This is a genomic window from Leclercia adecarboxylata, from assembly GCF_035787115.1.
GTDB classification, from domain to species: domain Bacteria; phylum Pseudomonadota; class Gammaproteobacteria; order Enterobacterales; family Enterobacteriaceae; genus Enterobacter; species Enterobacter adecarboxylatus_E.
This window is the reverse complement of record NZ_JALKTL010000015.1, coordinates 13,840-26,340: the sequence shown is the minus strand read 5'-3', so window position 1 is coordinate 26,340 and position 12,501 is coordinate 13,840. Positions and strand designations below refer to the sequence as shown.

The 12,501-nt window shown below is 50.2% G+C and carries 25 protein-coding genes and 1 pseudogene; 25 read left to right on the top strand and 1 reads right to left on the bottom strand.

The annotated features are described in order from the left end of the window. The 3 genes and pseudogenes from tuf to bfr all read left to right on the top strand — a co-directional run. Nucleotides 1-209, top strand: a pseudogene (gene tuf, locus MXM41_RS22555) (elongation factor Tu); the annotation flags it as partial. A 177-nt stretch (nt 210-386) separates the two neighbouring features. Then, entirely contained in the window at nt 387-581 is a 195-nt protein-coding gene (bfd, locus tag MXM41_RS22550; RefSeq protein ID WP_059180778.1) for a bacterioferritin-associated ferredoxin, read from the top strand. A 70-nt stretch (nt 582-651) separates the two neighbouring features. Continuing rightward, the gene (gene bfr / locus MXM41_RS22545; protein WP_325934469.1) at nt 652-1,128 is read left to right on the top strand and encodes a bacterioferritin; all 477 of its coding nucleotides are present in this window, start codon (nt 652-654) and stop codon (nt 1,126-1,128) included. Here the strand turns inward: bfr and MXM41_RS22540 are convergent. Next, nucleotides 1,112-1,585 carry an A24 family peptidase gene (locus MXM41_RS22540; protein ID WP_325934471.1) on the bottom strand — a complete coding sequence of 158 codons (474 nt, stop codon included), beginning with the start codon at nt 1,583-1,585 and terminating at the stop codon, nt 1,112-1,114. The two genes, bfr and MXM41_RS22540, sit on opposite strands and share 17 nt — an antisense overlap. A 389-nt stretch (nt 1,586-1,974) precedes the next feature. Between MXM41_RS22540 and rpsJ the strand changes: the two genes are divergently transcribed. The 22 genes from rpsJ to secY all read left to right on the top strand — a co-directional run bounded on the left by rpsJ (nt 1,975) and on the right by secY (nt 12,477). After that, entirely contained in the window at nt 1,975-2,286 is a 312-nt protein-coding gene (rpsJ, locus tag MXM41_RS22535; protein ID WP_001181005.1) for a 30S ribosomal protein S10, read from the top strand. A gap of 32 nt (nt 2,287-2,318) precedes the next feature. Then, nucleotides 2,319-2,948: a 50S ribosomal protein L3 gene (rplC, locus tag MXM41_RS22530; RefSeq protein WP_006817279.1), complete on the top strand. Its 630-nt coding sequence runs from the start codon at nt 2,319-2,321 to the stop codon at nt 2,946-2,948. Nucleotides 2,949-2,958: 10 nt separating this feature from the next. Beyond that, entirely contained in the window at nt 2,959-3,564 is a 606-nt protein-coding gene (gene rplD / locus MXM41_RS22525) for a 50S ribosomal protein L4 (protein ID WP_003031119.1), read from the top strand. Continuing rightward, nucleotides 3,561-3,863 carry a 50S ribosomal protein L23 gene (gene rplW, locus MXM41_RS22520; RefSeq protein WP_004868363.1) on the top strand — a complete coding sequence of 101 codons (303 nt, stop codon included), beginning with the start codon at nt 3,561-3,563 and terminating at the stop codon, nt 3,861-3,863. Before rplD ends, rplW begins: the two co-directional genes overlap by 4 nt. A 17-nt stretch (nt 3,864-3,880) precedes the next feature. Continuing rightward, nucleotides 3,881-4,702, top strand: a complete 822-nt coding sequence (gene rplB / locus MXM41_RS22515) for a 50S ribosomal protein L2 (protein ID WP_000301859.1) — start codon at nt 3,881-3,883, stop codon at nt 4,700-4,702. Nucleotides 4,703-4,718: 16 nt separating this feature from the next. Beyond that, nucleotides 4,719-4,997: a 30S ribosomal protein S19 gene (rpsS, locus tag MXM41_RS22510; protein WP_001138115.1), complete on the top strand. Its 279-nt coding sequence runs from the start codon at nt 4,719-4,721 to the stop codon at nt 4,995-4,997. Nucleotides 4,998-5,011: 14 nt separating this feature from the next. Beyond that, on the top strand, nt 5,012-5,344 hold the full coding sequence (gene rplV / locus MXM41_RS22505; RefSeq protein WP_002919773.1) for a 50S ribosomal protein L22: 333 nt from the start codon (nt 5,012-5,014) through the stop codon (nt 5,342-5,344). Nucleotides 5,345-5,361: 17 nt separating this feature from the next. Next, nucleotides 5,362-6,063 (top strand): 30S ribosomal protein S3, encoded by a 702-nt coding sequence (rpsC, locus tag MXM41_RS22500; RefSeq protein WP_000529945.1) that lies wholly within the window; start codon nt 5,362-5,364, stop codon nt 6,061-6,063. Nucleotides 6,064-6,075: 12 nt separating this feature from the next. Continuing rightward, nucleotides 6,076-6,486: a 50S ribosomal protein L16 gene (rplP, locus tag MXM41_RS22495; protein WP_002919759.1), complete on the top strand. Its 411-nt coding sequence runs from the start codon at nt 6,076-6,078 to the stop codon at nt 6,484-6,486. After that, on the top strand, nt 6,486-6,677 hold the full coding sequence (gene rpmC / locus MXM41_RS22490; protein ID WP_032614707.1) for a 50S ribosomal protein L29: 192 nt from the start codon (nt 6,486-6,488) through the stop codon (nt 6,675-6,677). Before rplP ends, rpmC begins: the two co-directional genes overlap by 1 nt. After that, nucleotides 6,677-6,931: a 30S ribosomal protein S17 gene (gene rpsQ, locus MXM41_RS22485; protein ID WP_040078356.1), complete on the top strand. Its 255-nt coding sequence runs from the start codon at nt 6,677-6,679 to the stop codon at nt 6,929-6,931. The genes rpmC and rpsQ overlap by 1 nt, the downstream gene beginning before the upstream one ends. A 165-nt stretch (nt 6,932-7,096) precedes the next feature. Next, the gene (rplN, locus tag MXM41_RS22480) at nt 7,097-7,468 is read left to right on the top strand and encodes a 50S ribosomal protein L14 (protein WP_002919748.1); all 372 of its coding nucleotides are present in this window, start codon (nt 7,097-7,099) and stop codon (nt 7,466-7,468) included. A 10-nt stretch (nt 7,469-7,478) separates the two neighbouring features. Continuing rightward, nucleotides 7,479-7,793 carry a 50S ribosomal protein L24 gene (gene rplX / locus MXM41_RS22475; RefSeq protein WP_007724317.1) on the top strand — a complete coding sequence of 105 codons (315 nt, stop codon included), beginning with the start codon at nt 7,479-7,481 and terminating at the stop codon, nt 7,791-7,793. Nucleotides 7,794-7,807: 14 nt separating this feature from the next. Next, on the top strand, nt 7,808-8,347 hold the full coding sequence (gene rplE, locus MXM41_RS22470) for a 50S ribosomal protein L5 (protein ID WP_003863290.1): 540 nt from the start codon (nt 7,808-7,810) through the stop codon (nt 8,345-8,347). Between the two features lie 14 nt (nt 8,348-8,361). Continuing rightward, nucleotides 8,362-8,667, top strand: a complete 306-nt coding sequence (rpsN, locus tag MXM41_RS22465; protein WP_013099026.1) for a 30S ribosomal protein S14 — start codon at nt 8,362-8,364, stop codon at nt 8,665-8,667. Nucleotides 8,668-8,697: 30 nt separating this feature from the next. Further along, entirely contained in the window at nt 8,698-9,090 is a 393-nt protein-coding gene (gene rpsH / locus MXM41_RS22460) for a 30S ribosomal protein S8 (protein WP_325934468.1), read from the top strand. 12 nt (nt 9,091-9,102) lie between these two features. Further along, a complete protein-coding gene (rplF, locus tag MXM41_RS22455) occupies nt 9,103-9,636 on the top strand; it encodes a 50S ribosomal protein L6 (protein WP_325934467.1) in 534 nt (177 codons plus the stop codon). A 9-nt stretch (nt 9,637-9,645) separates the two neighbouring features. Further along, complete coding sequence (gene rplR / locus MXM41_RS22450) at nt 9,646-9,999, top strand: 50S ribosomal protein L18 (RefSeq protein ID WP_039076817.1); 354 nt, start codon at nt 9,646-9,648, stop codon at nt 9,997-9,999. Between the two features lie 14 nt (nt 10,000-10,013). Then, nucleotides 10,014-10,514 (top strand): 30S ribosomal protein S5, encoded by a 501-nt coding sequence (gene rpsE / locus MXM41_RS22445; protein WP_007369821.1) that lies wholly within the window; start codon nt 10,014-10,016, stop codon nt 10,512-10,514. A 6-nt stretch (nt 10,515-10,520) separates the two neighbouring features. Then, nucleotides 10,521-10,700: a 50S ribosomal protein L30 gene (gene rpmD / locus MXM41_RS22440; protein WP_003863301.1), complete on the top strand. Its 180-nt coding sequence runs from the start codon at nt 10,521-10,523 to the stop codon at nt 10,698-10,700. Nucleotides 10,701-10,703: 3 nt separating this feature from the next. Further along, nucleotides 10,704-11,138 carry a 50S ribosomal protein L15 gene (rplO, locus tag MXM41_RS22435; protein ID WP_039032065.1) on the top strand — a complete coding sequence of 145 codons (435 nt, stop codon included), beginning with the start codon at nt 10,704-10,706 and terminating at the stop codon, nt 11,136-11,138. Nucleotides 11,139-11,145: 7 nt separating this feature from the next. Then, nucleotides 11,146-12,477 carry a preprotein translocase subunit SecY gene (secY, locus tag MXM41_RS22430; RefSeq protein WP_039032064.1) on the top strand — a complete coding sequence of 444 codons (1,332 nt, stop codon included), beginning with the start codon at nt 11,146-11,148 and terminating at the stop codon, nt 12,475-12,477. The last annotated feature ends 24 nt before the right edge of the window (nt 12,478-12,501 follow it).

Here is a 12,501-nt window from a genome sequence, read left to right as displayed (position 1 = left end):
GCTACCGTCCACAGTTCTACTTCCGTACTACTGACGTGACCGGTACCATCGAACTGCCAGAAGGCGTTGAGATGGTAATGCCAGGCGACAACATCAAGATGGTTGTTACCCTGATCCACCCAATCGCAATGGACGATGGTCTGCGTTTCGCAATCCGCGAAGGCGGCCGTACCGTTGGCGCGGGTGTTGTTGCTAAAGTTCTGGGCTAATTAATTATCCCTGAATTAAAAAGGACGCTTCGGCGTCCTTTTTTGTTATCTGCCGTTTGTCACGTTCACAAATTTTCGCATTTTTTGTTCGTTCCCGCCCCGTATCTTCGTGCTTGTGCTATTGTAATCATAATTATTCTCACTTACACTTTGCGCATATTTTGAACGGGAGTGGTTATGTACGTTTGTTTATGTAACGGTGTAAGTGATAAAAAAATTCGTCAGGCCGTTCGCCAGTTTCACCCTCAATCTTTTCAGCAGCTACGCAAGTTTGTTCCAGTGGGAAATCAATGCGGTAAGTGTGTTCGCGCTGCCCGCGAGATTATGCAGGACGAACTGATGCAGATCCCGGAATACAAAGAGATCGCCTGAGTCTCACTCTTTTTTTTGACATCCCTGTAGGCCCATCTACGCTTCAATGAGTGGAAGCGGAGGGACTATAATGAAAGGTGATGTTAAAATCATAAGTTATCTCAATAAATTATTGGGAAATGAGCTTGTCGCAATCAATCAATACTTTCTCCATGCGAGAATGTTCAAAAACTGGGGCCTGACTCGCCTCAACGATGTTGAATACCATGAGTCCATTGATGAAATGAAACACGCTGATAAGTACATCGAGCGTATTTTGTTTCTCGAGGGGATCCCCAACCTGCAGGATCTCGGCAAGCTGGGCATCGGTGAAGACGTCGAAGAAATGCTACGTTCGGATCTGGCGCTGGAGCTTGATGGGGCGAAAGATCTTCGTGAAGCTATCGCTTATGCGGACAGCGTTCACGATTACGTCAGCCGCGATATGATGATTCAGATCCTGGCCGATGAAGAAGGGCACATTGATTGGCTGGAAACCGAACTGGATCTGATCGGTAAAATCGGACTGCAAAATTACCTCCAGTCGCAGATTAAAGTGGAAAGCTAATCAGGCTTTGCCCACTTACCATTAAACCCGCTGCCGCCATGAAAGGCCCAAATGGCAGCGGGTTTTTTAATGTCTGCTCCCCAGGTTTACACACCGCGTATACCAAAAGATAGAGAGTAGCCAGCAGGGCTGCTAATAATGCCAGCACAGGAAGCACGCACCATCCATGCCAGGCACCCAACGCACCCAGATACTTCACGTCACCGTAACCCAGACCTTCACGTTTACGTACCAGCTTATAACCCCAATAAATTATCGCGAAGCCTGCATATCCCGCTATCGAACCTGTCACTGCGGCAGGCAGCAGTGCTGGTTGAAGACAGAGATGATAAAGCAGACCAGCCCATAATAGCGGACAGAGATATTTGTCCGGAAGGAGCTGGGCCCGGATATCCTCGCGTATTAACAGAAATGTTAATCCCAGATAGGCAATCAGAAAGGGGAGGGTAATGAGCATTGGCGTTGGCCTCAATGGAGTAAGTGCGGCCATACTCCGCGCAAACTCACCCGCTAAACAAACATCAAAAAAAAAGTTTGCGAGACGCTTTCCTGCCTTTTATCACCACTGGGTAACTTTACATTGTGTTTGCGAGTCGCTGCGCAAAAATGAGACCTGCCGTCTATTTTCTAAACTGGGCTTGCGTCCTGCCCAGATTTACGTATAATGCGCGGGCTTGTCGTAATTGACAGCTGGTTCAATCTGAACCCCGGGCAACAATCTTTTTCAGTTGCCTAACAATGCTCCCAATCGGGGGGCTACGTAAGAACGGTTACACTCTCCCATCAATCGTAATGGGTCTGAGTAGTGATCATTTTCGTTTATAAAATAATTGGAGCTCTGGTCTCATGCAGAACCAAAGAATCCGTATCCGCCTTAAAGCGTTTGATCATCGTCTGATCGATCAATCAACCGCGGAAATCGTCGAGACTGCTAAGCGCACTGGTGCGCAAGTCCGTGGTCCGATCCCGCTGCCGACCCGCAAAGAGCGCTTTACCGTTCTGATCTCCCCGCACGTCAACAAAGACGCGCGTGATCAGTACGAGATCCGCACTCACAAGCGTCTGGTTGACATCGTTGAGCCAACTGAGAAAACCGTTGATGCTCTGATGCGTCTGGATCTGGCTGCCGGTGTAGACGTGCAGATCAGCCTGGGTTAATCAGGTCATCGAGCGATTGAGAGGTTGATACAATGATTGGTTTAGTCGGTAAAAAAGTGGGTATGACCCGCATCTTCACTGAAGATGGCGTTTCAATCCCAGTAACCGTAATCGAAGTTGAAGCAAACCGCGTTACTCAGGTTAAAGATCTGGCTAACGATGGCTACCGCGCTATTCAGGTTACCACTGGTGCTAAAAAAGCTAACCGTGTAACCAAACCAGAAGCGGGTCACTTCGCTAAAGCTGGCGTAGAAGCTGGCCGTGGTCTGTGGGAATTCCGCCTGGCTGAAGGCGAAGAGTTCACCGTAGGTCAAGACATTAGCGTTGAACTGTTTGCTGAAGTTAAAAAAGTTGACGTAACCGGTACCTCTAAAGGTAAAGGTTTTGCTGGTACCGTTAAGCGCTGGAACTTCCGTACCCAGGACGCTACTCACGGTAACTCCTTGTCTCACCGCGTTCCGGGTTCTATCGGTCAGAACCAGACTCCGGGCAAAGTGTTCAAAGGCAAGAAAATGGCAGGTCAGCTGGGTAACGAACGTGTAACCGTTCAGAGCCTGGACGTAGTACGTGTTGACGCTGAGCGCAACCTGCTGCTGGTTAAAGGTGCGGTCCCGGGTGCAACCGGTAGCGACCTGATCGTTAAACCAGCTGTGAAGGCGTAAGGGGATAGCAATGGAATTAGTATTGAAAGACGCGCAGAGCGCGCTGACTGTTTCCGAAACTACCTTCGGTCGTGATTTCAACGAAGCGCTGGTTCACCAGGTTGTTGTTGCTTATGCAGCTGGTGCTCGTCAGGGTACTCGTGCTCAGAAGACTCGTGCTGAAGTAACTGGTTCCGGCAAAAAGCCGTGGCGCCAGAAAGGTACCGGCCGTGCGCGTTCAGGTTCTATCAAGAGCCCGATCTGGCGTTCCGGTGGCGTGACCTTCGCTGCTCGCCCGCAGGACCACAGTCAAAAAGTTAATAAAAAGATGTACCGCGGCGCGCTGAAAAGCATCCTGTCCGAGCTGGTACGTCAGGATCGTCTGATCGTTGTCGAATCTTTCTCTGTAGAAGCGCCTAAAACTAAGCTGCTGGCACAGAAACTGAAAGACATGGCTCTGGAAGATGTGCTGATCATCACCGGTGAGCTGGACGAAAACCTGTTCCTGGCTGCGCGCAACCTGCACAAGGTTGACGTACGCGATGCAACTGGTATCGACCCGGTTAGCCTGATCGCCTTCGACAAAGTCGTAATGACTGCTGATGCTGTTAAGCAAGTTGAGGAGATGCTGGCATGATTCGTGAAGAACGTCTGCTGAAGGTGCTGCGTGCACCGCACGTTTCTGAAAAAGCGTCTGCTGCGATGGAAAAAACTAACACCATCGTTCTCAAAGTTGCTAAAGACGCGACCAAAGCAGAAATCAAAGCTGCTGTGCAGAAACTGTTTGAAGTCGAAGTCGAAGTCGTTAACACCCTGGTTGTTAAAGGGAAAGTTAAACGTCACGGACAGCGTATCGGTCGTCGTAGCGACTGGAAAAAAGCTTACGTCACCCTGAAAGAAGGCCAGAACCTGGACTTCGTTGGCGGCGCTGAGTAAGTCGGAGGAGTAATACAATGGCAGTTGTTAAATGTAAACCGACATCTCCGGGTCGTCGCCACGTTGTTAAAGTGGTTAACCCTGAGCTGCACAAGGGCAAGCCTTTTGCTCCGTTGCTGGAAAAGAACAGCAAATCCGGTGGTCGTAACAACAATGGCCGTATCACCACTCGTCACATCGGTGGTGGCCACAAGCAGGCTTATCGTATTGTTGACTTTAAACGCAACAAAGACGGTATCCCAGCAGTTGTTGAGCGTCTTGAGTACGATCCGAACCGTTCCGCGAACATCGCGCTGGTTCTGTACAAAGATGGCGAACGCCGTTACATTCTGGCCCCTAAAGGCCTGAAAGCTGGCGACCAGATTCAATCTGGCGTTGATGCTGCAATCAAAGCAGGTAACACCCTGCCGATGCGCAATATCCCGGTTGGTTCTACCGTTCATAACGTAGAAATGAAACCAGGTAAAGGCGGTCAGCTGGCACGTTCCGCTGGTACTTACGTTCAGATCGTTGCGCGTGATGGTGCTTATGTCACCCTGCGTCTGCGTTCTGGTGAAATGCGTAAAGTCGAAGCAGACTGCCGCGCTACCCTGGGCGAAGTTGGCAATGCTGAGCATATGCTGCGCGTTCTGGGTAAAGCAGGTGCTGCACGCTGGCGTGGTGTTCGTCCTACCGTTCGCGGTACTGCGATGAACCCAGTCGACCACCCACATGGTGGTGGTGAAGGTCGTAACTTTGGTAAGCACCCGGTAACTCCGTGGGGCGTTCAGACCAAAGGTAAGAAGACCCGCAGCAACAAGCGTACTGATAAATTTATCGTACGTCGCCGTAGCAAATAATATTAGAGGATAAGCCATGCCACGTTCTCTCAAGAAAGGTCCTTTTATTGACCTGCACTTGCTGAAGAAGGTAGAGAAAGCGGTGGAAAGCGGAGACAAGAAGCCCCTGCGCACTTGGTCCCGTCGTTCAACGATCTTTCCTAACATGATCGGTTTGACCATCGCTGTCCATAATGGTCGTCAGCACGTTCCAGTATTCGTTTCCGATGAAATGGTCGGTCACAAACTGGGTGAATTCGCACCGACTCGTACTTATCGCGGCCACGCTGCTGATAAAAAAGCGAAGAAGAAATAAGGTAGGAGGAAGAGATGGAAACTTTAGCTCAACATCGCCATGCTCGTTCTTCTGCTCAGAAGGTTCGCCTTGTTGCTGACCTGATTCGCGGTAAGAAAGTGTCGCAGGCCCTGGATATTCTGACCTACACCAATAAGAAAGCGGCTGTACTGGTCAAGAAAGTTCTGGAATCTGCCATTGCTAACGCTGAACACAACGATGGCGCTGACATTGACGATCTGAAAGTTGCGAAAATTTTCGTAGACGAAGGCCCGAGCATGAAGCGCATTATGCCGCGTGCGAAAGGTCGTGCAGATCGCATCCTGAAGCGCACCAGCCACATTACTGTGGTTGTGTCCGATCGCTGAGACTCTGGAGACTAGCAATGGGTCAGAAAGTACATCCTAATGGTATTCGCCTGGGTATTGTAAAACCATGGAACTCAACCTGGTTTGCGAACACCAAAGAATTCGCTGACAACCTGGACAGCGATTTTAAAGTACGTCAGTACCTGACTAAGGAACTGGCTAAAGCGTCCGTATCTCGTATCGTAATCGAGCGTCCGGCTAAGAGCATCCGTGTGACTATTCACACTGCTCGTCCTGGCATCGTTATCGGTAAGAAAGGCGAAGACGTAGAAAAACTGCGCAAGGTCGTAGCGGATATCGCTGGCGTTCCTGCACAGATCAATATCGCTGAAGTTCGTAAGCCTGAACTGGACGCTAAATTGGTTGCTGACAGCATCACTTCTCAGCTGGAACGTCGTGTTATGTTCCGTCGTGCTATGAAGCGTGCTGTACAGAACGCAATGCGTCTGGGCGCTAAAGGTATCAAAGTTGAAGTTAGCGGCCGTCTGGGCGGCGCGGAAATCGCACGTACCGAATGGTACCGTGAAGGTCGCGTACCGCTGCACACTCTGCGTGCTGACATCGACTACAACACCTCTGAAGCGCACACCACTTACGGTGTAATCGGCGTTAAGGTATGGATCTTCAAAGGTGAGATCCTGGGTGGTATGGCTGCTGTTGAACAACCGGAAAAACCGGCTGCGCAACCTAAAAAGCAGCAGCGTAAAGGCCGTAAATAAGGAGCGTCGCTGATGTTACAACCAAAGCGTACAAAATTCCGTAAAGTGCACAAAGGCCGCAACCGTGGTCTGGCGCAGGGTACGGATGTTAGCTTCGGCACTTTCGGTCTGAAAGCTGTTGGCCGTGGTCGTCTGACTGCACGTCAGATCGAAGCAGCACGTCGTGCTATGACCCGTGCAGTTAAGCGTCAAGGTAAAATTTGGATCCGTGTATTCCCGGACAAACCAATTACCGAGAAGCCGCTGGAAGTTCGTATGGGTAAAGGTAAAGGTAACGTGGAGTACTGGGTTGCCTTGATCCAACCGGGCAAAGTCCTGTATGAAATGGACGGTGTTCCGGAAGAGCTGGCCCGTGAAGCCTTCGGCCTGGCAGCAGCGAAACTGCCTATCAAAACCACCTTTGTAACTAAGACGGTGATGTAATGAAAGCAAATGAGCTGCGTGAAAAAAGCGTAGAAGAGCTGAACGCTGAGCTGCTGAACCTGCTGCGTGAGCAGTTCAACCTGCGCATGCAGGCTGCAAGTGGCCAGCTGCAACAGACTCACCTGCTGAAGCAGGTTCGTCGTGATGTTGCACGCGTTAAGACTTTACTGACTCAGAAGGCGGGTGCGTAATGACCGATAAAATCCGTACTCTGCAAGGTCGTGTTGTTAGCAACAAAATGGAGAAATCCCTGGTTGTTGCTATCGAACGTTTTGTGAAACACCCGATCTACGGTAAATTCATCAAGCGTACGACCAAACTGCACGTACATGACGAGAACAACGAATGCGGTATCGGCGACAAGGTTGAAATCCGTGAATGCCGTCCGCTGTCCAAGACTAAGTCCTGGACGCTGGTTCGCGTTGTAGAGAAAGCGGTTCTGTAATAGAGTAGCCTTCTCGATACGAATAAACGGCTCAGCAATGAGCCGTTTATTTTTTCTACCCATATCGCAGAAGCGGTGTTATAATGCCGCGCCCTCGATATGGGGCTTTTTAACGGCTCTGATTTTAGAGTCTCAGGTAGTAGTTGACATTAGCGGAGCACTAAAATGATCCAAGAACAGACTATGCTGAACGTCGCCGACAACTCCGGTGCACGTCGCGTAATGTGTATCAAGGTTCTGGGTGGCTCGCACCGTCGCTACGCAGGCGTAGGCGACATCATCAAGATCACCATCAAAGAAGCAATTCCGCGTGGTAAGGTCAAAAAAGGTGATGTGCTGAAGGCGGTAGTGGTGCGCACCAAGAAGGGTGTTCGTCGCCCTGACGGTTCTGTCATTCGCTTCGATGGTAATGCATGCGTTATTCTGAACAATAACAGCGAGCAGCCAATCGGCACGCGTATCTTTGGGCCGGTAACTCGTGAACTTCGTACTGAGAAGTTCATGAAAATTATCTCTCTGGCACCAGAAGTACTCTAAGGAGCGAATCATGGCAGCGAAAATCCGTCGTGATGACGAAGTTATCGTGTTAACCGGTAAAGACAAAGGTAAACGCGGTAAAGTAAAAAATGTTCTGTCTTCCGGCAAAGTAATTGTAGAAGGCATCAACCTGGTTAAGAAACATCAGAAGCCGGTTCCGGCCCTGAATCAACCAGGTGGCATCGTTGAAAAAGAAGCCGCTATTCAGGTTTCCAACGTAGCCCTCTTCAATGCGGCAACCGGCAAGGCTGACCGTGTAGGCTTTAGATTCGAAGACGGTAAAAAAGTCCGTTTCTTCAAGTCTAATAGCGAAACTATCAAGTAATTTGGAGTAGTACGATGGCGAAACTGCATGATTACTACAAAGACGAAGTAGTTAACAAACTCATGACTGAGTTTAACTACAATTCTGTCATGCAAGTCCCTCGGGTCGAGAAGATCACCCTGAATATGGGTGTTGGTGAAGCGATCGCTGACAAGAAACTGCTGGATAACGCAGCAGCTGACCTGACAGCAATCTCCGGTCAAAAACCGCTGATCACCAAAGCACGCAAATCTGTTGCAGGCTTCAAAATCCGTCAGGGCTATCCGATCGGCTGTAAAGTAACTCTGCGTGGCGAACGCATGTGGGAGTTCCTTGAGCGCCTGATCACTATTGCTGTACCGCGTATCCGTGACTTCCGTGGCCTGTCCGCTAAGTCTTTCGACGGTCGTGGTAACTACAGCATGGGTGTCCGTGAGCAGATCATCTTCCCAGAGATCGACTACGATAAAGTCGACCGCGTGCGTGGTTTGGATATTACCATTACCACTACTGCGAAATCTGATGAAGAAGGCCGCGCTCTGCTGGCTGCCTTTGACTTCCCGTTCCGCAAGTAAGGTAGGGTTACTGAATGGCTAAGCAATCAATGAAAGCACGCGAAGTAAAGCGCGTAGCTTTAGCTGATAAATTCTTCGCTAAACGCGCTGAACTGAAAGCGATCATCTCTGATGTGAACGCTTCCGACGAAGATCGTTGGAACGCAGTTCTCAAGCTGCAAACTCTGCCGCGTGATTCCAGCCCGTCTCGTCAGCGTAACCGCTGCCGTCAAACAGGTCGTCCACATGGTTATGTGGGCAAGTTCGGGTTGAGCCGTATTAAGCTGCGTGAAGCCGCCATGCGCGGTGAAGTGCCAGGCTTGAAAAAGGCTAGCTGGTAATTACCAATTGAATCACGGGAGTAAAGACAGATGAGCATGCAAGATCCGATCGCGGATATGCTGACCCGTATCCGTAACGGTCAGGCCGCGAACAAAGCTGCGGTCACCATGCCTTCCTCCAAGCTGAAATTGGCAATCGCCAACGTGCTGAAGGAAGAAGGTTTTATCGAAGATTTTAAAGTTGAAGGCGACACCAAGCCTGAACTGGAACTTACTCTTAAGTATTTCCAGGGCAAGGCTGTTGTAGAAAGCATTCAGCGTGTCAGCCGCCCAGGTCTGCGCATCTACAAACGTAAAGATGAGCTGCCAAAAGTTATGGCCGGCATGGGTATCGCAGTTGTTTCTACCTCTAAAGGTGTTATGACTGATCGTGCAGCGCGCCAGGCTGGTCTTGGTGGCGAAATTATCTGCTACGTAGCCTAATCGGAGGAAAAAATGTCTCGTGTTGCTAAAGCACCGGTCGTTGTTCCTGCCGGCGTTGAGGTTAAACTCAACGGTCAGGTTATTACGATCAAAGGTAAAAACGGCGAGCTGACTCGTACTCTCAACGATGCTGTTGAAGTTACTCATGCAGACAATGCTCTGACCTTCGGCCCACGTACTGGTTACGTTGATGGCTGGGCTCAGGCTGGTACCGCGCGTGCCCTGCTGAACTCAATGGTTATCGGTGTTACCGAAGGCTTCACTAAGAAGCTGCAGCTGGTTGGTGTAGGTTATCGTGCAGCGATCAAAGGGAATGCAGTAAGCCTGGCTCTGGGCTTCTCTCACCCTGTTGAACACGCGCTGCCGGCAGGTATTACTGCAGAATGCCCGTCTCAGACTGAAATCGTGCTGAAAGGCGCTGATAAACAGCTGATCGGTCAGGTTGCAGCAGATCTGCGCGCCTACCGTCGTCCTGAGCCTTACAAAGGCAAGGGTGTTCGTTACGCCGACGAAGTCGTGCGTACCAAAGAGGCTAAGAAGAAGTAAGGTAACACTATGGATAAGAAATCTGCTCGTATCCGTCGTGCGACCCGCGCACGCCGCAAGCTCAAAGAGCTGGGTGCAACTCGCCTGGTGGTACATCGTACCCCGCGTCATATTTACGCACAGGTAATTGCACCGAACGGTTCTGAAGTTCTGGTAGCTGCTTCTACTGTAGAAAAAGCTATCTCTGAACAATTGAAGTACACCGGTAACAAAGACGCCGCTGCAGCTGTAGGTAAAGCTGTTGCTGAACGCGCTCTGGAAAAAGGCATCAAAGATGTTTCCTTTGACCGTTCCGGGTTCCAATATCATGGTCGTGTCCAGGCACTGGCAGATGCTGCCCGTGAAGCTGGCCTTCAGTTCTAAGGTAGAGGTGTAAGATGGCTCACATCGAAAAACAAGCTGGCGAACTGCAGGAAAAGCTGATCGCGGTTAACCGCGTATCTAAAACCGTTAAAGGTGGTCGTATTTTCTCCTTCACAGCTCTGACTGTAGTGGGTGACGGTAACGGTCGCGTTGGTTTTGGTTACGGTAAAGCACGCGAAGTTCCGGCAGCGATCCAGAAAGCGATGGAAAAAGCCCGTCGCAATATGATTAACGTCGCGCTGAACCACGGCACCCTGCAGCACCCAGTTAAGGGTACTCACACGGGTTCTCGTGTATTCATGCAGCCGGCTTCCGAAGGTACCGGTATTATTGCCGGTGGTGCAATGCGCGCCGTCCTGGAAGTCGCTGGGGTTCATAACGTTCTGGCTAAAGCATATGGTTCCACCAACCCGATTAACGTGGTTCGTGCAACTATTGATGGTCTGGAAAATATGAAATCTCCAGAAATGGTCGCTGCCAAGCGTGGTAAATCCGTTGAAGAAATTCTGGGGTAATTGACCATGGCAAAGACTATTAAAATTACACAAACCCGCAGTGCAATCGGACGTCTGCCGAAACACAAGGCAACGCTGCTTGGCCTGGGTCTGCGTCGTATTGGTCATACCGTTGAGCGCGAGGATACTCCTGCTGTACGTGGTATGGTCAACGCGGTTTACTTCATGGTTAAAGTTGAGGAGTAAGAGATGCGTTTAAATACTCTGTCTCCGGCCGAAGGCTCTAAAAAGGCGGGTAAACGCCTGGGTCGTGGTATCGGTTCTGGCCTCGGTAAAACCGGTGGTCGTGGTCACAAAGGTCAGAACTCTCGTTCTGGCGGTGGCGTACGTCGCGGTTTCGAGGGTGGTCAGATGCCACTGTACCGTCGTCTGCCGAAGTTCGGCTTCACCTCTCGCAAATCAGCGATTACAGCCGAAGTTCGTCTGTCTGACCTGGCGAAAGTTGAAGGCGGCGTTGTAGACCTGAATACGCTGAAAGCGGCTAACATTATCGGCATCCAGATCGAGTTCGCGAAAGTGATCCTGTCTGGTGAAGTTTCTACTCCGGTAACTGTTCGTGGCCTGCGTGTTACTAAAGGTGCTCGTGCTGCTATCGAAGCTGCTGGCGGTAAAATTGAGGAATAAGTAGCAGATGGCTAAACAACCGGGATTAGATTTTCAAAGTGCCAAAGGTGGGCTTGGCGAACTGAAACGCAGACTTTTGTTTGTAATCGGTGCGCTGATTGTTTTCCGTATTGGCTCTTTTATTCCGATCCCTGGTATTGATGCCGCTGTACTTGCCAAACTGCTTGAGCAACAGCGTGGCACCATCATTGAAATGTTTAACATGTTCTCTGGTGGTGCTCTCAGCCGTGCTTCTATCTTTGCTCTGGGTATCATGCCGTATATTTCGGCATCGATTATCATCCAGCTGTTGACGGTCGTTCATCCGACCCTGGCAGAATTGAAGAAAGAAGGGGAGTCTGGTCGTCGTAAGATCAGCCAGTACACCCGCTACGGTACTCTGGTGCTGGCAATATTCCAGTCGATCGGTATTGCTACCGGTCTGCCGAATATGCCTGGTATGCAGGGCCTGGTTATTAACCCAGGCTTTGCATTCTATTTCACCGCTGTTGTAAGTCTGGTCTCAGGAACAATGTTCCTGATGTGGCTCGGCGAACAAATTACTGAACGTGGTATCGGTAACGGTATCTCGATCATTATTTTCGCTGGTATTGTTGCGGGACTCCCGCCAGCCATTGCCCATACTATCGAGCAAGCGCGTCAAGGCGACCTGCACTTCCTCCTGTTGCTGTTGGTTGCAGTATTAGTATTTGCAGTGACGTTCTTTGTTATTTTCGTTGAACGTGGTCAACGCCGCATTGTGGTAAACTACGCTAAACGTCAGCAAGGTCGTCGTGTCTATGCTGCACAGAGCACACATTTACCGCTGAAAGTGAATATGGCAGGGGTAATCCCGGCAATCTTCGCTTCCAGTATTATTCTGTTCCCGGCAACCATCGCGTCATGGTTCGGGGGCGGTACTGGTTGGAACTGGCTGACAACAATTTCGCTGTATTTGCAGCCTGGGCAACCGCTTTATGTGTTACTCTATGCGTCTGCGATCATCTTCTTCTGTTTCTTCTACACGGCGTTGGTCTTCAACCCGCGTGAAACAGCAGATAACCTGAAGAAGTCCGGTGCATTTGTACCAGGAATTCGTCCGGGAGAGCAAACGGCGAAGTATATCGATAAAGTAATGACTCGCCTGACTTTGGTTGGTGCGCTTTATATTACTTTTATCTGCCTGATCCCGGAGTTCATGCGTGATGCAATGAAAGTACCGTTCTACTTCGGTGGGACCTCACTGCTTATCGTTGTTGTCGTGATTATGGACTTTATGGCTCAAGTGCAAACTCTGATGATGTCAAGTCAGTACGAGTCTGCATTGAAGAAGGCGAACCTGAAAGGCTACGGCCGCTAACAGGGCGCCCGAGAAGTTACGGAG